This is a genomic window from Haladaptatus halobius (genome assembly GCF_020618475.1).
Classification (GTDB): Archaea; Halobacteriota; Halobacteria; order Halobacteriales; family Haladaptataceae; genus Haladaptatus; species Haladaptatus halobius.
In genome coordinates, this window is record NZ_CP085336.1 from 795,395 (window position 1) to 813,511 (window position 18,117).

An 18,117-nucleotide genomic window follows, 5' to 3' on the forward strand; every position below is an offset into this window, starting at 1 on the left:
GATGACTCCCTTCGAACTGGTTCGACCGGAAAGATGAATCATGCGTTCGCGGAAATCCGCGCACCGAGCGAGTCCTTACGCGCGCCGGGCGAGCAGTATGATTCCAGCGAGCGCGGCAAGTCCCGCACTGAGACCGAAGCCGGGCTGACCGTTCTGATTGGCCGTCGTTAGGCCCACGGCGGCGTCAGATGGACGTGAAAGAGCTTCTCGCAGTTCTCGTCGCCGCAGACGGGACACGAATTCCCTTCATTCGCTTAATCCCCGTCGACCGTCGCGGTCGGTTCTACCGCCGTGATAACGCGCGTTCCGGCGTGGCCTAGCTCGTAGCCCGTCTCGGTCTGGCGGACGAAGTACTCGCAGAGCTTCGTCAGGTGATAGTTGAACTTGCCGGTGTCGCGGAGTCCGACCCGTTTCCGGAGTTCCGTGAACGAGAGCGAACCGTCGGCGTCGGCGAGTTCTCGGAGGATGGACATCCGAATCTCGTTTCCTAACGCTTCGAGCGCGTCCGTCGCGTCCTCCGTTCGCTCGGCCATGGTCGCCGGTTCATCCTCCCAAACCATCAATCTCCCGCAAAGAAGCCATCTCGATTACAGAACTGTGATTCGCCGAACGGTGATAACGGCAGCGAGACGACAACGGAACATGGCGGATAAGGAGACACCGAGCGAATCGAACCGGTGGCGAAATCGGCTCGTCGGTCGGAAAGTTGCGACCCTTTTCGGAAATTCCGACTTTCGACGGTTGTACCTCGGCCGAATGGTCAGCCGGGTCGGCGACAAACTGTACTTCATTGCGGCGATGTGGCTGGTGTACGAACTCATCGGTTCGACGTTCTACACGGGGATAGCCGGGTTTCCAGCGCGAGTTCCGCAGGCTCTCGGATTCGTTTTCGGCCCCCTCGTCGACCGCTCGCGGCTAGGTCGGCTGTTGGTGTTCGTCGAGGCGGCACAGGGTATCGTGGTTCTCGCCGTGCCGGTCGCGGCCTACTTCGGACGGTTGAACGCGTTCGTCGTACTCGCGGTCGTTCCGGTGCTCGCGCTGCTCCGTCGCGCCACGGCACCGGCCGAGCAAGCCGCCCTCTCGCGGCTCGTGGACGACGACCTCCTCGCTCGGGCCAACTCGCTCGACTCGGCGACGAAGCAGGCGCTCGGCGCGACGGCGGAAGCCGTCTCCGGCGTACTCATCGCCCTCGTCGGTGCAGTCGCGTTGTTCGTAGTCAACGGCGTGACGTTCGCGGCCAGCGCACTCTTTTTCGGCTTGCTCCGTATCCCTCCGACGGAGAAGACCGGTGCGTCCTCGACGGCGGGAGAGTATCTCGACGACATCCGCGAAGGCTTCGGCGTCGTTCGACGCTCCACCGTCGGTCACATGGTCGTCGCCGCGAGCCTCGCAGGCATCTTCACCGGGATGGCGACGGCGGTGCTACCGGCGTTCGCGGATGAATTCAGTGGTGCAGGAGCGTACGGGCTCATCGTCGCGGCGACGACCGTCGGAACCCTCCTCGGGTCGCTCGCGGCGTCGCGGTTCGAGTCTGTTCGTCTGAGTCGGGTGACCATCAGCGGCTTTCTCGTCGCAACCGCCGGACGAGCCGGGTCGGTCGTGCTCGATTGGCCGCCCGCAGTCCTCGCCCTCTACGGGGCGTCGGCGGTGCCGGTGGGGGTCTACAACGTTCTCGTCAGCACGACGCTCCAAACCGGCGTTCCAAACGGTCTGCTGGCACGGGTGAGTTCGACCATCGGGAGCCTCACCGCCGTCCTCGGCCCCCTCGGTCTGCTTCTCGGCGGATATCTCGACGGTGTCGTGGGAAGCGAAACGGTCATCGGCGTCTCCGCGTTCGGCTACTGTCTGGTCGCGGTGTACTGGTATCTGATTCCCGCCCTCCGTGAGTTTCCTTCGGTCGGGAACGTGGAAGCGAACTCCTTCGGCGCGAGAACCGAGACGTGATCGCACGACTGCTCCCGATTCGGTGGAGTCCGCCGACCGGAAGAAAACCTTTTCCCGTCGTCCCGAGACTGCAAACGCATGGCACAGAGCGAGACGGTGCTCGTCACTGGCGGGACAGGCTTCATCGGGTCGTACACGGCAAAGGAACTCGTGGAACGGGGACACGACGTGGTGGCCTACGATCTCTCAACCGACACGCGCATCTTGGAGAAACTCGGGGTCGCAGACGACGTGGGGGTTCGGCGCGGCGACATCACCGACCCGACGGACGTGTTTCGAGCGGTACGCGAGACGGGTGCGACGCGAATCGTCCACCTCGCGGCCCTGCTCACGACCACGGCGCGCGAAAACCCGCGCCTCGCCATCGACGTGAACGTGCAGGGAACGAACAACGTCTTCGAGGCGGCGCGCACCCTCGACGACCAAGTCGAGCGCGTGGCGTGGGCGTCCAGCGCCGCCGTCTTCGCCCCGCCCGCGAACTACGACCATGGGTGGGTCACCGAAGACGACCTCGTCTATCCCGACACGCTCTACGGCGCGACCAAGGAGTTCAACGAGCATCAGGCAAAGGTGTACTTCGAAGACCACGACCTCTCGCACGTCGCCCTGCGCCCGACCGTCGCCTACGGTCCCTACCGAGAAACCGGCGGATCGGCGTTCCTCGCGGACATCATCGAAAAGCCCGCGCTCGGCGAACCGTTCAGCGTGGAGTACGGCGACCAGGTCATCGACTGGCAGCACGTCGAGGACATCGCACAGGCGTTCAGCCTCGCCGCGTTCGCACCGGACGGCGACGTAGACCGGCGCGTCTACAACGTCCGCGGAACCGTGGCGACGATTCGAGAGGCCGCCGAGACGGTCGAGAGGCTCGTTCCCGACGCCGAGCTGGAGGTATCCGACGAGGGCGAACTACCGTGGACACAGAAACTCGATATGACCGCGATTCAGGAGGAGTTGGGCTACGAACCGCGCTACGATTTGGAGAGCGGTTTCCGAAAGTACATCAACGTGCTCCGCGAGGAGAACGGACTGGAACCGGTCTGAGCGTTTCGAATCGGGCACAACCATTCCTACAGCGGAGGCCGTCGTGCACCGTATGATCGACTTCGAGATGGGGTGGCGCGACCTCCTGTTCGCCAACCGGTCGGTCGAACCGGAGGTGGTCGCCCGCTACCTCCCCGACGCGCTCTCGGTCGATACGTACGACGGGCGAGCGTGGCTCTCCGTCGTGGCATTCAGGAACGTCGGCCTCCGTCCTCGAGGAGCACCGAAATCGATGGGCTACAACCTCCCAGAACTTAATCTCCGGACGTACGTCACCGCGCCCGGTCACGAACGACCCGGCATCCTGTTCTACAACCTCGACGCCAACGGTCTGCCGAGCGTCCTCGGCGCCCGTCTGGCGTTCGATCTGCCGTACTTCAGCGCGCATTCGGATGGACAAGTCCGACGGCCGCGTTCGGTTCGCGAGCGAACGCACGCACCGCGGTGCGCCGCCGCTTCGCTTCTCGGCGCGATACGAACTGAGCAGAGAACTGTTCCGGCCGCGACCGGGGTCGAGTGCGGAGTTCCTCGCGGAACGGCGTCGTCTCTACGCGATGGTAGGTGACGGGTCGGTGCGGTACCTCGACGTGGAACATCCGCGTTGGTCGCTCTCGCAGGCGGAGGCGACCGTCGGAACGAACGAGGCGTTGAAAGCCAACAACATCGAAGAACCGGACTCGGAACCGGCCTACTACTACAGTCTGGGCGTCGACGTGGTCAGACATCCCCCGAAACGACTCGAACCCTGATTCGAAGCCGACGCCGCGAAGGTACCCAAAAAGGACGGTCGATCAGCCGGTGATTCTGCTCACGAGCGATTTGAGTTTCGAGCCACCGGCGAGTTCCTGCAGGTCGCTCAGGGCCTGCTTCTCGTCGGACATGTTCGACTCCAACGGGTCAGTGACGTCGTTGCCGAAATCGAGTTGATCTGCGAGCATGAGCAGCCCCTCGTAGCTGGTTATCTCCACCCGTTCGGACTTCATTCCGGCACCGAGCGCGAACATGTCGCGCACGTCGTCGTTCGTCGCCACGCCCTCGAATCGGTCGTGTTCTTCCACCAGTCCGTCGATGACCTTGTCGTCTCGTCGTTCCGGTTCCTCGCCGAGCGCGCGGAACGCGTCGTCGAGTCGTTCGACGTGCGTTTCGGTTTCGCTTCGGTGTTCCGCGAACGCCTGACTGATGTCCTCGTTGGTCGTCTCGACCGATAGATCGTCCAGCGCGTCGACGAGTTTGTTCTCCACGTCGTACATGCCCTGCAGTTCGTACACGAACAGGTCTCGTAGCGAATTTACTTCCATTACCCTCACCCCGACGGGAGTGGGCGGCGAGTTTCAATAATCGTTGTGGCTACGTGAAAAGCGTCGAGTCTACGGGTTCGGCCTCGGGAGCGACCGCAGGGAGCGCGGCGGAACCAGGAAGTTCCCGCGGCGTTCCACGGTCATGTACTGCAAGATTCCGTTGTTGACCCGCTGGCCGACCGACGAGTTGCCCGCGAGGTCGGTGCCGTTCATGGCCTCGCGCGTTTTCTCGAAGTCGGCGATGTCGCGCTGGACAGCGACGAAGTGGAGTCCGGCCTCGCCGCCATCGGTCGAATCGAAATCCCGGCGGAGGATGACCGGAGAATCGTCTTCGCGCGCCGCGGCTGATTTCTGGGAGTGGCCGACCATCCCTCGATTCCGGGCGTGTTCCTCGACGTGTTCGATGCACTCGTCGCCCATCTCGCTCGAATTGCCGAGGTTGTCGCCCGCGCCTTCGACGCGGTCTTCTTCGGCGTGCACCGGACAGAACATCTTGGCGACGCGCTGGTCGCGGCTGTCCTGTTCGTACCACTGATCCAAGTGCAGGCGAATCCGCGAGACGTGTTGGGTTGTCCCGCCCGCGAAGGGGCCGTCACTTATCGTCACGCGGTCTTCCGACGCCTGATTCTTCTCGAAGCCCGATTTGAACCCCATGTAGAGCGGCGACTCCTCGGGGACGGGCTTCGAGTCGGGAATCCCGGACACGTCCTGATGGTTCGCGGGCAGGCCGTCGCCGACGAATCCAGTTCGACGGTTCGCCTTCTCGAACGCGCCGGACAGCCCGGTCACGCTCACGCCGTTCAGTTCGTCGCGCTCGCCGAACATCGCCTCCTCCGCCGCCAGCACGAGCTGCGCGTGGTCGCTGGCGAAGTGGATGACGGCGTCCTGTTCGTCCAGTTTCGGGTCTTCGAAGGGCGCGAGGGCTTTCGGTTTCGGGAGCACGTCGCCCGCGCCGAACCGCCCGAAGTACGACGGCGAGTAGCCGACCGAGAACAGCAGTCCGTCGTTACTCCGGCGGTAGGCGCGTTCGAGGCTCCGAAACGCCTTCTCGACCGATTTTCGCTCCGAATCGCTCGGCGTTCCGTTCCCGGCGTAGTTCAGGAAGAGGAGCACCTGATGGCGGGCGGCCACGTTGTTCCCGTGGTCGTCCGTGGCGAGAAACCGGTTCCACGCGTGCTGGCGCTCCGGAAGTTTCGAGGGGTCGGACGGGCCCTGCGGCACGTCGGGCATCCCGCCCCTGTCGAGACACGCCGACAGCGCCGCCGACCCGCCGATGGCGACGGCGGCTTTCATGAACTCGCGTCGGGGAACTCCGCGCGTCGATTCGCTCATCACCCGAACGCTAGCGACCACGCGAGAAAAGGGGTTCTGGTACGCCCGTCGAAACCGGCGTCGAACGACCGGCGAAGTCCGTCAGGTCGCCACCGGACGCGAGATGATCCACAGCGAGAGGACGGTGTAGCCGATCATCAGCGCGGTCAGTGGGAGCTGCGCCCGGCCGACGCGGTCGGAGCGTTCCAGCGCAACGTAGTGGGTTGCGACGACCGCGACGAGGTGTCCCGCGACGATGAGCAGGACTTGCGTCGCCCAGAACGCCGGAAGCGAGAGCCACCAAAGGGGGTCGAGTTCCGGCCCGCCGAGCACCCCCAGCAGGCGCGCCGACTGCTGGAGTACGAAGGGGTAGTTGTGCGCCACCTCGTAGGCGACCGCAATGGGAACGACGGTCGGCGCGAGCGCGCGGGCGGTCTCGCGGCGGGACTCCCCCACGCCAGCGACGCGCCGGGTGAGCACCACGACGAGTGCGAAGGCGGCGAGAAAGGCGAGAAAACCCCCGAGATAGAGCGGGACGGAGACGACGGGGCCGAGTCCGGTCGCGTCCCGAGCGGAGAACAGGAGCGTCTGGTACTCCGGCGTCTCGGTGAACCCGTCGAAGCTGACGGTGTAGACGCTCGTCACCACGAACGCCGCGAGCGCCAGCGAGCGAACCGGGGGTAAGCAACCGCGCCACGGCGGGCGGAGGTCGACCTCGTCGCCCGAGATTCGAATCGGAGCGACCCGACCGAACAGGCGGTAGAGCACCGCGAGGGGGTCAGCGCGGCGGAACCACGCCCGACCGAAGAGGACGCCCCCGAGGAGCATGAGGAGCGCGTAGCCCGCGAGAAGCGCGGCGGTCGAACGCGGCGAGTCGGGAACCGCCGTCAGGTTCTCCGCGACGCCGACGAGGGCGAGGAATCCGACGAGCGCGGGCCAGTCGCCGAGCCACTCAGGATAGTCGAGGAGAGCGAGTTCCTCGCCCTCCAGTGCTGAGAGTCCGTCGTGGAGCGTTCGCCACGGCGCGAGCGTCCGCCACGGACTGCCGAACAGCACCGCCAGCAGGCCGACGCCCTTCAGCCAAACCGACCACGCGAACAGGGTCGCCGGGTTCTCCCTCGGATTCGGAGAACCGAGCGCGCCGGCCGCGAGGACGAACGCGAAGGCGGCGAGGAAGAGCACTCGTGCGGCGAGTCGAAGCGCGCTCGCGGTGGGGGGCGAGACGAGCGCCGTCCGGCGCATCTCGGTCGGTACGCGGTCGACCGTGGCGGTGAGAAAGAGCGCCGTGAGCGCGACGGTCGCTCCCGCGCCGCCGAACAGCAAGGAGAGCGGAATTGGCGCGTCGAAGCGCGTCGTCACGCCGTGGGCCGACGCCACGCCCGCCGATAGCGAGAGCGCGAGTAGGGCGAGCGTCAGCGTCCGGCGCAACCTCATTGCCGAGTCTCGGAGTCGCGGGAAGATGGGCTTGTTGGTCCGTCCCTCGAATCGACGAGCTATCCGCGCCGCGAGGGTGTCACGGGCGAGAGAATCGGTCACTTGGCTGTGGCGTTGACCGGATTTGGCAATTGGTACAGGTCGGCGGTGGTGTCCTCGTTCGGGTTCTCGGCCTATCCGTCGAGACCGACGACGCCGCTGACGGCGACCCCGAGGGTAGACGCGAGGACGAGGGCGGCTATCGTTTTGGAGGGTATCGGTCACCTATCCGATGAATAATGAGTTGACAATTCTGACAACAGATGGTTCGAGCGGTCGGAGACGGGAGGTCGCCGACACCCCTCATCCCGAACGTCCACGTTTCGGCGCTACTCGTCGAGGTGGTTTCGCATCTCTTCCCACGCGAGAATCCCGATACCGGAGGCCCACGCGACCGCCCGTTTCATGGCGCGGGTCTCGGCCATCTCGTTCAAGTTGTTCTCGATACCGGTTCTGTTCTCGGACGCGAGCGCCGTGCCGTGACCCGTGTACGCCTGTTCGGGCCCGTCCTCTTTCTTCCACGCGCTCGCTTTGAACTCCGCGTACTGGTGGTCGGTCTCCCCGGCCGTCGTGATGGCCTCGGAGTTGACGATGATGTCGAACTGGCGGGCGATGACCGCGTACCCCCGCTTGTTGATCGTCGGTTGGCCGTCCACCTCGTCGATCATGTAGTCGGGAACGATGTCGAGCGGATCCATCTGCACCGTGTCCGGCATCTCGTTCGACATCGCTTTCGGTTCGAGGCCGCTGCTGCCGTCTGTCACTAGCGAGGCGGAGTCGGGCTTCGATTGCGACTCCTCGGTCTCCGTTCGCGTCGGTTGTTCGATGGAGACGTCGTCCGCGTCGCACTCATCGCAGAGGGTGACGTGCGTCTCTTTCCCCTCTTTAGCTCGACGAAAACTGTCGAACGATTTCTCGGTTCCGCACGCTGTTTCGACGGTGAATGTTGTCATTCTACTATCACCTTTGGCAGTCGTTCTCTCTAGTCGCTCTACCTACTCAACGCTATCGTATGCTATACTTCGGACGCTTCTCCGCCGCGATTCATTCGGTCGTGTTCCGTCCGCCGACAGCGTAACTAGCGTCCCCCCATAATCGGTACCCGTCCGGAGTACGACCGACGAGGTGCTCAGTCCTCAAGCACGTCGTCCACTCGCTCCGCTGTCTCGCTCGCCCGAATGTTCGAGTAGCTCTCGTGAGTGGTCGTGATGGAGGCGTGGCGGAGCGCCGACTGCGCGAGTTCGGCGTGACCCTCGCTGTACAACTGATGGCCCAATCCGCGCCTTGCGCCGTGGGGTTTCAGGTACTCGCCGTCGATACCCAGTCCGGCCTCCTCGCAGAGTCGTTTCATCAGGTTGCGCGCGCCGCGGGTCGAGATGGCGGGGATGACGACCTCGTGTTCGCGCACCACGTCGTCGATGTCGTTCGCGTCGAGGATCGCTTCCACGCGCTTCTCGTCGTACTCCTCGCGCAACTGCTCGCGGGCGGCCCGATACTTCGAGGGCGCGTGGTCGGTCGGAAACACCGGAAATCGTGGTGTCGGCGGTTCCGACACTCTGCGGTAGCGCTCCAACGCTTCGGCGGCCTTGCGGGGCAGTTGGGCGTACTCGTACTCCCGCGACTTACCGAAGACGCGAACCGCGCCGCTCTCGATGTCCACGTCCCGCCACGCGATGCCGGTTCGCTTCTCGTCGCCGGGGTCGCGGAACACCTCCGCGCCGCGCACGCCCGAGAGCGCGAGCAGGCGGACGAGCGCGCGGTCGCGATACGCCCGTTCGCGCGAGACGCCCTCGCCGTCGAGCGCCCGCTCGACTCGTTCGTCCATGAACGCGAGGATTGCCTTCCGGTCGCGCTCCGACCAGAACTGGCGATCCGTGTCGGCGTTGTCCTCCGGCAGTTCCGCCTGCGCGCGCGATACGGCCGCCGGATTCTGCGAGAGGAGTTCGTCGGCCTCGCAGAACCCGAGGAACGCTCTCACGTAGGCGTAGTAGGTGTGCGCCGTGGACGCTTTCAGGTCGTCCTCGCGCACCTGTCGCTTGAGGTAGCGAGCGTACCGACGGCAGTCAATGACTTCCACGTCGTCGAGGTGCGTGACGCCGCGCTCCCGCGTGAGCCAATCGGCCCACCGTCGAAGCGCAGACTCGGTGTTGGCGCGGTAGTTCCCGCCTTCGATGCTGACGAGGTACTCCTCCATCGCGGCGGCGAGCGTCGTCCCGGTCATGCCAGTCGAGGGTCGAACGTCCCGGGGAGTTCGTTACCGCACCGGGGACACGTCAGTTCCTGCTCGTCCGTCTTGAACCGCCCGACGGGACCGATGTAGCCGCAGTTCGAACACCGCCGTATCGGTAACTGAATCATCGCGTCTGTCGTCCCGTGAGAACGGGAGGGACAAAAAGTTATGTTCCTTCTTCCGGCGGATGAACCGCGATGTGGCCATCGCTCTGGATGAAGACGTGGTACCCCTCGAACGTGAACGCGACGTGACCGCCCGTTCGGGGTATTCCGCCAGGTCGCGGACTGAACAGTCCGTCGAGCGCGTCGGGGTCGAATCGCTCGTACAGCGGGCCGATATCGGCCGGGTCTTCGTCCATCGCTTCGGCGACGGCCGTCATCACCGTCGTGCTGAGCGGTTCGGCGTCGGTCCAGTCGTGTTTCGTGTGGTAGGTCGTCCGGTACATTCCCGTCCACGTATTGTTTTCTGACTTACTCATTGGAATGGCCTCCGTGGGACACAACTCGTGTACGTCTCACGTAGCACCTGAAAAATCATAAAGCCCTGTCAGACGATAGATGGGTGGAAGTCATACGCTCGGACGGGAAATGGCATGACGGGGTATCTGTCCACCCGCGGGGGTTGTCTTACGGGCCACCGTCACGTGATTTTGCTTCGTCAGTCGTCGGACGAGCGAGAACGGAACGCCGTGACGGTGCCTCGTTTCGACCATACGCACGGTCGAGTGGTTCGGCGCCGGGCGTCCGACACCGGATTAACAACCGGTTAGTACCGGTTAATTCATCAATTTATTTATATATGTTACCGTATATCGGTATGTCGCTGGTCGACATCCTCTCCGTGCTGAACCATCAGTTCGTCGCCGCACCGATACAGATCGTCAGTTTCTGGCTGTCGATCGCCCTCCCCGAGCTCTACGTCCCGCTCCTGTTCGAGGGGTTGCGCGGAAGCATCTTCACGGTGTTCGCCGGACTGGTCACCCCCACGTATTCACGCTCTTTCTCGGACGAAACTATCGGCTCGAAAAGGCGTGACCGACGTCGACCGCAGGTAGCCCAGTTCCGGCGACACCTCCCAGCGCGCGTCGAAGAATCCGACCGCGCGACAGGCGTTCCATCCCTGCCAGCGGATGAAGTCGTCGTAGATTCCGTAGTCCGGCGTCGCTTTCTGCGTCGGTATCCAGTTTCGAACCCGCGTGAGTTGGAGTCCCGCGAGCGGCGTGCCGGTTTCGACCTGCACCAGTCGGCGTGAACGACTCGGCGACGGGGTCGAGTCCGCGCGCGTCGGCGCGTTCGTCCGCGCTGGCAGGGCCGATGGCGGCCACGGCGGCGGCACCCGTCATCGACTGCGCGAACTCGCGGCGACCGAGTTCTGGTTCGAGAGAGCTGCGGTTGATATTGTCTTTCACATCGTTTTATTTCCGAACGTTTATAGAAACCTTATCTCGATTTTCAAGATGATAAGACGCAGAGCACGTCTTTTGGTGGGGTTCGACCCGAAACGTACGAGTGTTCGGGAATCGAACGGACGATGATGCGCGTCGTCCATCGACGCGGCGAAAGCGAACGAACGCTCGTCCCGTGGGTCGAACGGGTCGACACGCTCGGGGCGCGAGTCAGAGGACTCGTTCGACTGGTTAGACGCGACGAGTGCGCACTGTCGTTCGAATTCGAGTCGGTGGACGAACGCCGCGCTTCGACGCTGCTGACACCGCTGTCGCTCGACGTCGTCTGGACGACCGAAGGGGTGGTGACGCGCGTCGCCCGACTGGACGTGTGGACGGGATTCGAGCAGGGGGAAGGAGACCGCGTCTTCGAGTTTCGGGCGGGCGTGGCGGACGGCGTGGAACGGGGTGACGAACTCGCGGTTCGTCAGTCCCAGTCGTCCCGTTCAATGGTGTAACCGCCGCACTCGGGACAGACTTGATACTGTACTCCGAACGTGGCACCGCACCCCTTACACTCATAGGGAGTCTCTCGTTCCAAGGACACTCCGAGTCGTCGCATCAGTCTCATGCCCCGCGCTTCGAACGAGGAAAACAAATAGTTCACCAGAGCGGAGTGAAAGTGAAATCCGCCGGGTTGGATTTATCGTCCGGCGGTTCGAATTTCCCGTCCATGGACAGTTCGAAGCTTTCGGAGACGGACGAGCGGGCGCTGGAGTCGCTTCTCGTCGAGTGGCAGACCGACCATCGCGTGCCGGGCGTCAGCGTCGCGGTCGTGCGCGACGACGAGGTCGTCTTCGTCGACGGGTACGGGTCGCGCGATTTAGCGTCGAACCGACCGGCGACGTCCGACACGCTGTACGGGGTCGCATCCGTCACGAAGTCGTTCGTCGCGCTGGCGATCATGCGGTTGCAGGAGGCCGGCGACCTCCGCGTGACCGACCCCGTCGCCGACCACCTTCCGGTCGACCCGAACGGCGCGACGATTCACGACCTGCTGACCCACTCCTCGGGGATGCCCTCGCTTGGCGTCAGCGAGACGCTCATCTCGCGCCGGGCGGGGTTGGAGGAGGTCGGGATACCGATGGCCGACCGCGGCGACTTTCACTACCACGTCCGCAACGCGGCGGACGAGGTCGCCGACGACCCCGGCGAGCGGTTCTTCTACTCGAACAGCGGCTACATGCTCCTCGGCGAAATAATCGAAGCGCGTTCGGGGCGGTCGTTCGACGAGTACGCCGCGGACGAGATACTCGAACCGCTCGAGATGGCGCGCTCGACGTTCGACGCCGACGAGTTCGAATCGGACGACAACGTGATGACGCCCTACGTGCTGGACGAGGGGAAGCCCGAACCCACGGCGCTCCCCGTCAGGGAACTCAGCCACGCGCCGGGCGGGCTGTTGAGTTCGGTGCGCGAACTGACGAACTACCTCCGATTCCAGATGCGCGGCGAGTTCGAGGGCGCGAGCCCCGTCTCGCGGGACTCGCTCGACGCGATGCACGCGGGGCACGTCGACACTGACGCCGGCCCGTACGGCTACGGTTGGCGGCGACGGGAGCTCAGCGACCGAACCGTCGTCGGACACAGCGGTTCGCTCGGCGTCTCTTCGTCCTACCTCGGCTTCCTCGCTGGAGGCGATTACGGAGTCGCGCTCGCCGCGAACACCGCGCCGGATCACGGACTTTCGGCGCTCGGCGAGGGCGTGCTGGCGCTCCTGCTCGGCGCGAATCCCGAAGAACCAACGCCCTTCTTCGGCCGCCGAAAGCGCCTCGACGGTCTGACCGGCGAGTACGAAGCCTACCGCGGCGTCAAGCGGGCGACCATCTCCCGCGACGGCGAGGTGCTCCGACTCGCGTTCGAGGGGCCGCACTCGGGCTCGGGGGTGACACTGATCCCCGCGACGCGGGACATCGAGGACGGCGAGTTCTACGCGCTCTTGCCCTCCGGCGAGAGACGAACCGTCACCTTCGAGGAGAGCGATTCCGGCGTGGACTGCTTCTACGAACGCTGGCGACTGCATCGGGTGTAGCGGGCCGGCATCGTTTCGGGGTATCCCGGGAGCCGTCGCCTTCATCGACTTCGGGCTCGAACGTGAACCGTGACGCGAGAGATACAGGTCGAGACGGAGGTCGACGCGCCGCCGCGAACCGTCTGGGGGGTTCTCACCGACCTTCCGGCGTACCGGGAGTGGAATCCGCACATCACGGACGCGAGCGGCGACCTCCGCGAGGGTTCGACCGTTGAGATTCGAGTTCGATCGGGGCGGTCGCGGAGCCGGACGATGCCCGTCACTGTCGCCGCGATGACTCCTGAGCGACGACTTCAGTGGGTTGGGCAGGTTCTCTCGTCGCGGCTGTTCGAGGGTCGACACACGTTCGAACTCGAACCACTTGACGACGACCGAACTCGGTTCGTCAACCGCGAGCGCCTCTCGGGACTACTCGTCCCCTTCGTCGTGGCCGACGACGCTCGTCGGGGGTACGAGGCCATGAATCGGGCGCTCTCGGAGCGAGCGAAGCGCCGCTTCGAGAGCGAAGCCGACTCGGAGCTGTGACCGGAATCGAGCGACTAACAGTCGGAGATACCGGCTCTCCAGACCGAAAGGCCGCCCGACTCCGTGATTCGAATCTCGCTGGCGAAGCAGTCACCCCTGTCCACGGGTTCTAACGGCGCATCTTCCCACTCCTCCTCGTCCACGAACTTCATTCGCAGTTCGTACACTGCGGGTTCGAGGTCGACGTCGTCCACGACGAGCGCGAGCGAATCGTCACTGGTTCCCACTCGTTCGACGGACAGCGTCTCGCTGACCATCGTCTCGCCCTCGCGAACGACCTCGATGTCGACCGTGTGTGGCTCGTCGTCCAGGTTTCGGACGACGATGTACTCCAGATTCACCTTCGGTTTCGATTCGCCGAAGACGTTGCAACCCGAAAGGAACCCCGTCGACCCGCAGAGCGCACCCGCGAGAAAGCGTCGGCGATGCATGATGACGGTCGATTGGTCTCTCAGGCGGCTATTTTCGTCTGTTAGTTAGGGGCTAATTAGACGGGAAATCGACGTGACGGGTGTGAACACTCTGAGGGCCGAAGTCTTGGCGGTCGTTCCGCGTTCGCGTTCGACGCACGGCGAGCGAACACGGGAACGAGTCCGGTTGCCGCGCGTCCGGTCGGTTGACACGGTTCTCGGGGGAACGAGCCCCGACGTCGCTCCCCGATCATTAGTTACTCCGGACGGGAAAAGGAGATTATGACCAGTTCCTCGAAACCGCTCAGTCGGCGTCGATAGCGTCGCGCACGCGGTCGGGAAGCGTCGTGACGACGGCGTTCCCCGCGCGCTCTCGCTCCACGAGTCCGTCGTCCGCGAGGCGTTCCAAGTGGTACGAGACGGTACCCGGTGTCCGGTTGAGCGCGTCGGCGAGTTCCGAGACACTGACCGGGCCGTCTCGGGCGACGGTTTCGAGCAGCGTGGCCGTCGAATCGTCGGACAGCGACGCGGCTAGTTCGGGGTCGTCGTCATCGGCGGGGTAGGCGCGACGCTTCCCGCGAACTCGCGCCGTTTCGACCAGTCGTTCTTCCTTGAGGATTCGGACGTGATACCGAACCGTCGAGCGGGGAATCGCGGTTCGGTCGCTGAGCGCCGACAGGGAGAGACCGGGGTCGTCGACGATGGCATCGTGTACCGCCGACCGCGTCACGTTGTCGAGTGGGTTCGAACCGTCGTACCGACTGTAGCTTCGGACGATGGTCGAACTCGCCGTCGCGTCCAGTTCGGCGTACTCCAGCGACTCCACCAGCGACCCAGGGTAGTGGAACTGCGTTTCCGCACCGTCCGGGACGTCGATGGTTCTGAGTTCGGTATCCGCGCCGTCTGCCGGCGTCGCGTGTCGGGCGGGCGCGTTCGCGCTGGCGGGAAGCACGAACGCGAGGGGCACGGTGGCGACGACGAGGAAGACGACGAACGCCGCGACGACTCGCTGGTTGTGTCGGTGCATGGTACGATTTCCTTTCAGAGTTTTCTGAGACGCATGGTGGGCACCGAACGGTTATCGCTCTTATGGTGCGATTCGTCTCGTTACAATCGAACCGAAGTCTGATATCGTCGGATATCCACTATACTCGGCTGTGAACGACCTATTTCGCTTCGACCATCGGAATCCGATAACTGGTTCGAGATGTCATCGTCCTACTCGGCGATTCGGTCGCCCGCGTCGAGACCGGAGCGAAGTGCGAGGTGAACTTGACCGTCGCCTTCGGCCCAGTCGCCGGCGAATCGGAGATTCCGGTCTTCGGCCCGACGGAGAAGATCTCCGTTGGCACCCGAATTCGGCAGGGCGTCCCGCCAACGGATGACGTCGAACCAGTCCGGGGCCGCCAGCGCGTGGTCGGAGAGGAGGTCTGCGGCGCTGTCCGCCACCGACGCGGCGATATCGGAGTCGTCGCGGTCATAGTGCTCCGCCGACCAACCCGGGGCCATCTGGACGACGAGGAGGCTTTCCCCGGCGGGCACGTGTCCCGGTTTGCAGGACTCGCGGCCCACCCAGCCAACGTCGTGCGCCTTGTCGGCGTTCACCAGCGCGTAGTACGGTCGGTCGAGTTCGAAAGGGTAGTGGAGCGCGACGGACAGAATCGTTCGGTACGGAACGTGGCCGACGTGTTCTCGGAGTTCCCGACCCAGGTCGTCGTCCCAATCCGCGGCATCGAGTAACGACGCGGTAATCGGGGCCGGGGGCGTGAGCACCAGTTCGTCCCACGGACTGAACTCGTTCCCCTCGGCATCTTCGACGCTCCATCGCTCGTCGCGGCGGAGGGTCGTGATTCGAGCGTCGGTTTGGACGGACGCACCGCTCGCGGAGAGCAGTCGCTCGCCGAGCGTTTCGATGCCGTCCCGGTACGTCCACTTCGGCGCGTCCTCGTCCCGCCCCTCCGAAATCGTCTCGTCCGCGTCGAACGTCCAGACCGACCCCGCGACTTCGACCGCGTCGTCCGAGAGCTCTCGGACGACGCGGGAGACGCGCTCGTCGTCGCTTTTGACGTAGTTCGCTCCGGTATCGTAGACGCACCCGGCCTGCGCACCAGTGGCGGCACGACCGCCTACGCGGTCGGTTCGTTCGAAGAGGGTTACGTCCGCGTCGTCGCGCAGCGCGTACGCGACGCCGAGTCCGGCGACGCCAGCGCCGACGACGGCGACGTTGGTCACGTCACTCTCCCTCGTTTTTCCCGTTCACCTCGGTCGCCTCACTCCCTTCGTCCTCGTCTTCTTCGTTCTCCTCGTCCGGCGCCGCGTCGTCCAGTTCGTCCTCGATGAACGTGTCGTCTCCCGGTATCGGCATGGCTGGTCACTCGGCCGAGACTTGAACGCTAGCGGAAATAGTGGTTGTGGCGTCCGAGGGTTTACGTATGAAGCCGGAACCAAACCCGTCAGCGGTTCACACCGACCCGACGAGTGATGCAAAAGTTGAAGGAACATCTGTCGATATCAGTATGCAAGAAAATGGACAACGAACAACATCTGTCGGTGGGGCACCTCGTCTCCGATGGCCCCGAAGTGACGATTCCGGTGGTCGAAATCCTGACGGGGCGCGGCTTCGTCACCGGAAAATCGGGGTCTGGCAAGTCGAACACCGCGTCCGTCATCGTGGAGCAACTGCTGGACGCGGGCTACCCGGTCGCCATAATCGACGCGGACGGTGAGTACTACGGCTTGAAAGAGGAGTACGAACTCCTGCACGTCGGCGCGGACGAGGAGTGCGACATCCAGGTTGGGGCCGAACACGCCGAGAAGGTGGCGTCACTCGCACTCGAACAGAACGTCCCCATCATCGTGGACGTGTCGGGCTATCTGGACGACGACGAGGCCGACGAGCTCATCCGCGAGACGGCCCGCCACCTGTTCGCCAAGGAGAAGAAGCTGAAAAAGCCGTTCCTGCTGGTGGTCGAGGAGTGCCACGAGTATATTCCGGAAGGCGGCGGGATGGGCGAGACGGGCAAGATGCTCATCAAGGTCGGCAAGCGCGGACGGAAACACGGATTGGGCGTCATGGGCATCAGCCAGCGCCCCGCCGACGTGAAAAAAGATTTCATCACGCAGGCGAACTGGTTGGTCTGGCATCGCCTCACGTGGGAGAACGACACGAAGGTCGTCAGCCGCATCGTCGGCGACGAGTACGGCGAGACCGTGCCCGACCTGAACGCCGGCGAAGGGTTCGTCCAGACGGACTGGACCGACGGCGGAATCCGACGGGTGCAGTTCGACCGCAAGCGAACCTTCGACGCGGGCGCGACGCCCGGACTGGACGATTTCGAGCGTCCGGAACTCAAGTCGGTCAGCGATGCGCTGATGGGAGATCTGGAGGAGATAACGGAGCTAAAAGAACAGGAACACGACCGAGTCGCCCAACTCGAAAGCCAACTGGAGCGCAAGCAAGAACGGATCGCGGAACTGGAGAGCGAACTCCAGACGGCGCGGGACGTGTCTGCCGCCGCGCGGAAGATGGCGAACGCGCTCGCACACGGTGACGTAGGCGGCCCGGAGGACTTCGAACGGCGACTTCACGAGAAGAACGAACGAATCCACGAACTCGAAAACCGAGTGTCGGAACTGGCGAACGACCAGACCGATCTGGGCGCATTCGAAGCGAGGGAAGGAGGGTTCGACGACGAGAAATCGGAAGAGACGGTCGAACCGGAGGAACGTCACGACGCCGAGGAGTCGGCGGACGACGAAGAGGCGGTGGACTCGGAAGTCGAAACGGAGCACGAAGACGAACCCGACGGCGAAGACCCGGTCGAAGCCTATCAGAAGCGACTCCGCCAGCGGGGCTACGAACTCGGCAGCGCCGTCTCGGGGGAGCCGATTCCCGAATCGGCGTCGCTCGTCGAACTGGCGAACGCCGGGCCGGTCGTGGTTCGAATCGCCGCCGCACGCCGGGAGTCGCTCTGCAACGAAGACCACACGTGGGATATCATCGCCGCCCTCGCGTCGAACGGCCCGATGACGGTTCACGAACTCGCGGACGAGGTGACGGCGTCCATCGAGCAGATTCAGAGCCTCCTCTCGGAGCTCAAAAAGCGGTCGTTCGTCGCGCGCGACGAGGCGCGACGGTACGCGCTCGACCGGGAGGGGATGACTTCGGTCGTCACCGACCCCGATGAGCGTGCGCACCACAGCGAGCTACACGCCCAGTGGCGGGACTAATGCCACTCCTCGTCGATTCCGGCGTCGCTCTCCGCGTCCGATAACCCCCGCGGCGTCCACTCGTCGGACGCTAGACAGCGGTAGACGAGGATGCCGCCGACCGACAGCAGCACGACCGTAACGAGGAGTTGTACGAGAAGAAACGCACCGAGGGACGCCATGGCTAGCGCTTG

Annotated in this window: 22 protein-coding genes and 2 pseudogenes; 9 read left to right on the forward strand and 15 right to left on the reverse strand. The window is 64.3% G+C overall.

Going from position 1 to position 18,117, the window contains the following annotated elements:
- Positions 1-75: 75 nt before the first annotated feature.
- Positions 76-177, reverse strand: a complete 102-nt coding sequence (locus tag LIW51_RS20835) for a PGF-CTERM sorting domain-containing protein (RefSeq protein WP_227376930.1) — start codon at positions 175-177, stop codon at positions 76-78.
- 77 nt (positions 178-254) lie between these two features.
- Positions 255-560 (reverse strand): winged helix-turn-helix domain-containing protein, encoded by a 306-nt coding sequence (locus LIW51_RS20840; protein WP_227376931.1) that lies wholly within the window; start codon positions 558-560, stop codon positions 255-257.
- Between the two features lie 82 nt (positions 561-642).
- Between LIW51_RS20840 and LIW51_RS20845 the strand changes: the two genes are divergently transcribed.
- From LIW51_RS20845 to LIW51_RS20855, 3 genes and pseudogenes are all read left to right on the forward strand, one after another.
- Positions 643-1,944, forward strand: coding sequence for an MFS transporter (locus LIW51_RS20845; RefSeq protein ID WP_227376932.1), 1,302 nt, complete (start codon positions 643-645; stop codon positions 1,942-1,944).
- Positions 1,945-2,022: 78 nt separating this feature from the next.
- Positions 2,023-2,988 (forward strand): NAD-dependent epimerase/dehydratase family protein, encoded by a 966-nt coding sequence (locus LIW51_RS20850; protein WP_227376933.1) that lies wholly within the window; start codon positions 2,023-2,025, stop codon positions 2,986-2,988.
- A 67-nt stretch (positions 2,989-3,055) separates the two neighbouring features.
- Positions 3,056-3,737, forward strand: a pseudogene (locus tag LIW51_RS20855) (YqjF family protein).
- A 42-nt stretch (positions 3,738-3,779) separates the two neighbouring features.
- Here the strand turns inward: LIW51_RS20855 and LIW51_RS20860 are convergent.
- From LIW51_RS20860 to LIW51_RS20870, 3 genes are all read right to left on the reverse strand, one after another.
- Positions 3,780-4,286, reverse strand: coding sequence for a YciE/YciF ferroxidase family protein (locus LIW51_RS20860; RefSeq protein WP_227376934.1), 507 nt, complete (start codon positions 4,284-4,286; stop codon positions 3,780-3,782).
- A gap of 69 nt (positions 4,287-4,355) precedes the next feature.
- Positions 4,356-5,618: a DUF7405 family protein gene (locus LIW51_RS20865; protein ID WP_227376935.1), complete on the reverse strand. Its 1,263-nt coding sequence runs from the start codon at positions 5,616-5,618 to the stop codon at positions 4,356-4,358.
- Positions 5,619-5,699: 81 nt separating this feature from the next.
- On the reverse strand, positions 5,700-7,133 hold the full coding sequence (locus tag LIW51_RS20870; protein ID WP_227376936.1) for a hypothetical protein: 1,434 nt from the start codon (positions 7,131-7,133) through the stop codon (positions 5,700-5,702).
- A 29-nt stretch (positions 7,134-7,162) separates the two neighbouring features.
- Between LIW51_RS20870 and LIW51_RS20875 the strand changes: the two genes are divergently transcribed.
- Positions 7,163-7,306, forward strand: a complete 144-nt coding sequence (locus LIW51_RS20875; protein ID WP_227376937.1) for a hypothetical protein — start codon at positions 7,163-7,165, stop codon at positions 7,304-7,306.
- Positions 7,307-7,399: 93 nt separating this feature from the next.
- Here LIW51_RS20875 and LIW51_RS20880 read toward each other — a convergent pair whose 3' ends face one another.
- The 4 genes from LIW51_RS20880 to ddfA all read right to left on the reverse strand — a co-directional run bounded on the left by LIW51_RS20880 (position 7,400) and on the right by ddfA (position 9,781).
- The gene (locus LIW51_RS20880; RefSeq protein ID WP_227376938.1) at positions 7,400-8,023 is read right to left on the reverse strand and encodes a hypothetical protein; all 624 of its coding nucleotides are present in this window, start codon (positions 8,021-8,023) and stop codon (positions 7,400-7,402) included.
- Positions 8,024-8,199: 176 nt separating this feature from the next.
- Positions 8,200-9,291: a tyrosine-type recombinase/integrase gene (locus LIW51_RS20885; protein ID WP_227376939.1), complete on the reverse strand. Its 1,092-nt coding sequence runs from the start codon at positions 9,289-9,291 to the stop codon at positions 8,200-8,202.
- Positions 9,288-9,428: a hypothetical protein gene (locus LIW51_RS20890; protein WP_227376940.1), complete on the reverse strand. Its 141-nt coding sequence runs from the start codon at positions 9,426-9,428 to the stop codon at positions 9,288-9,290. Before LIW51_RS20890 ends, LIW51_RS20885 begins: the two co-directional genes overlap by 4 nt.
- A 38-nt stretch (positions 9,429-9,466) precedes the next feature.
- Positions 9,467-9,781 carry a DdfA family disk-determining factor gene (ddfA, locus tag LIW51_RS20895; RefSeq protein WP_227376941.1) on the reverse strand — a complete coding sequence of 105 codons (315 nt, stop codon included), beginning with the start codon at positions 9,779-9,781 and terminating at the stop codon, positions 9,467-9,469.
- Positions 9,782-10,119: 338 nt separating this feature from the next.
- Here ddfA and LIW51_RS40470 point away from each other — a divergent pair.
- A pseudogene (locus LIW51_RS40470) lies at positions 10,120-10,269 on the forward strand (DUF8028 family protein); the annotation flags it as partial.
- Positions 10,270-10,315: 46 nt separating this feature from the next.
- On the opposite strand, the gene LIW51_RS20900 reads toward LIW51_RS40470, so the two are convergent.
- The gene (locus LIW51_RS20900; protein ID WP_227376942.1) at positions 10,316-10,711 is read right to left on the reverse strand and encodes a hypothetical protein; all 396 of its coding nucleotides are present in this window, start codon (positions 10,709-10,711) and stop codon (positions 10,316-10,318) included.
- 122 nt (positions 10,712-10,833) lie between these two features.
- Between LIW51_RS20900 and LIW51_RS20905 the strand changes: the two genes are divergently transcribed.
- From LIW51_RS20905 to LIW51_RS20915, 3 genes are all read left to right on the forward strand, one after another.
- Positions 10,834-11,205 carry a DUF192 domain-containing protein gene (locus tag LIW51_RS20905; RefSeq protein WP_227376943.1) on the forward strand — a complete coding sequence of 124 codons (372 nt, stop codon included), beginning with the start codon at positions 10,834-10,836 and terminating at the stop codon, positions 11,203-11,205.
- Between the two features lie 215 nt (positions 11,206-11,420).
- Positions 11,421-12,779: a serine hydrolase domain-containing protein gene (locus LIW51_RS20910; RefSeq protein ID WP_227376944.1), complete on the forward strand. Its 1,359-nt coding sequence runs from the start codon at positions 11,421-11,423 to the stop codon at positions 12,777-12,779.
- 69 nt (positions 12,780-12,848) lie between these two features.
- Complete coding sequence (locus tag LIW51_RS20915; RefSeq protein WP_227376945.1) at positions 12,849-13,304, forward strand: SRPBCC domain-containing protein; 456 nt, start codon at positions 12,849-12,851, stop codon at positions 13,302-13,304.
- A gap of 14 nt (positions 13,305-13,318) precedes the next feature.
- Here the strand turns inward: LIW51_RS20915 and LIW51_RS20920 are convergent, their stop codons facing one another.
- The 4 genes from LIW51_RS20920 to LIW51_RS38650 all read right to left on the reverse strand — a co-directional run bounded on the left by LIW51_RS20920 (position 13,319) and on the right by LIW51_RS38650 (position 16,079).
- On the reverse strand, positions 13,319-13,735 hold the full coding sequence (locus LIW51_RS20920) for a hypothetical protein (protein ID WP_227376946.1): 417 nt from the start codon (positions 13,733-13,735) through the stop codon (positions 13,319-13,321).
- Positions 13,736-14,018: 283 nt separating this feature from the next.
- Positions 14,019-14,741 carry a winged helix-turn-helix transcriptional regulator gene (locus LIW51_RS20925; RefSeq protein WP_227376947.1) on the reverse strand — a complete coding sequence of 241 codons (723 nt, stop codon included), beginning with the start codon at positions 14,739-14,741 and terminating at the stop codon, positions 14,019-14,021.
- 191 nt (positions 14,742-14,932) lie between these two features.
- A complete protein-coding gene (locus tag LIW51_RS20930) occupies positions 14,933-15,946 on the reverse strand; it encodes an NAD(P)/FAD-dependent oxidoreductase (RefSeq protein WP_227376948.1) in 1,014 nt (337 codons plus the stop codon).
- A 1-nt stretch (position 15,947) separates the two neighbouring features.
- Positions 15,948-16,079: a hypothetical protein gene (locus tag LIW51_RS38650; RefSeq protein WP_255767519.1), complete on the reverse strand. Its 132-nt coding sequence runs from the start codon at positions 16,077-16,079 to the stop codon at positions 15,948-15,950.
- Between the two features lie 161 nt (positions 16,080-16,240).
- Between LIW51_RS38650 and LIW51_RS20935 the strand changes: the two genes are divergently transcribed.
- Positions 16,241-17,944, forward strand: a complete 1,704-nt coding sequence (locus LIW51_RS20935; protein ID WP_227376949.1) for a helicase HerA domain-containing protein — start codon at positions 16,241-16,243, stop codon at positions 17,942-17,944.
- Here the strand turns inward: LIW51_RS20935 and LIW51_RS20940 are convergent.
- Positions 17,941-18,105, reverse strand: coding sequence for a hypothetical protein (locus tag LIW51_RS20940; protein WP_227376950.1), 165 nt, complete (start codon positions 18,103-18,105; stop codon positions 17,941-17,943). The genes LIW51_RS20935 and LIW51_RS20940 overlap by 4 nt on opposite strands.
- Between the last annotated feature and the right edge of the window lie 12 nt (positions 18,106-18,117).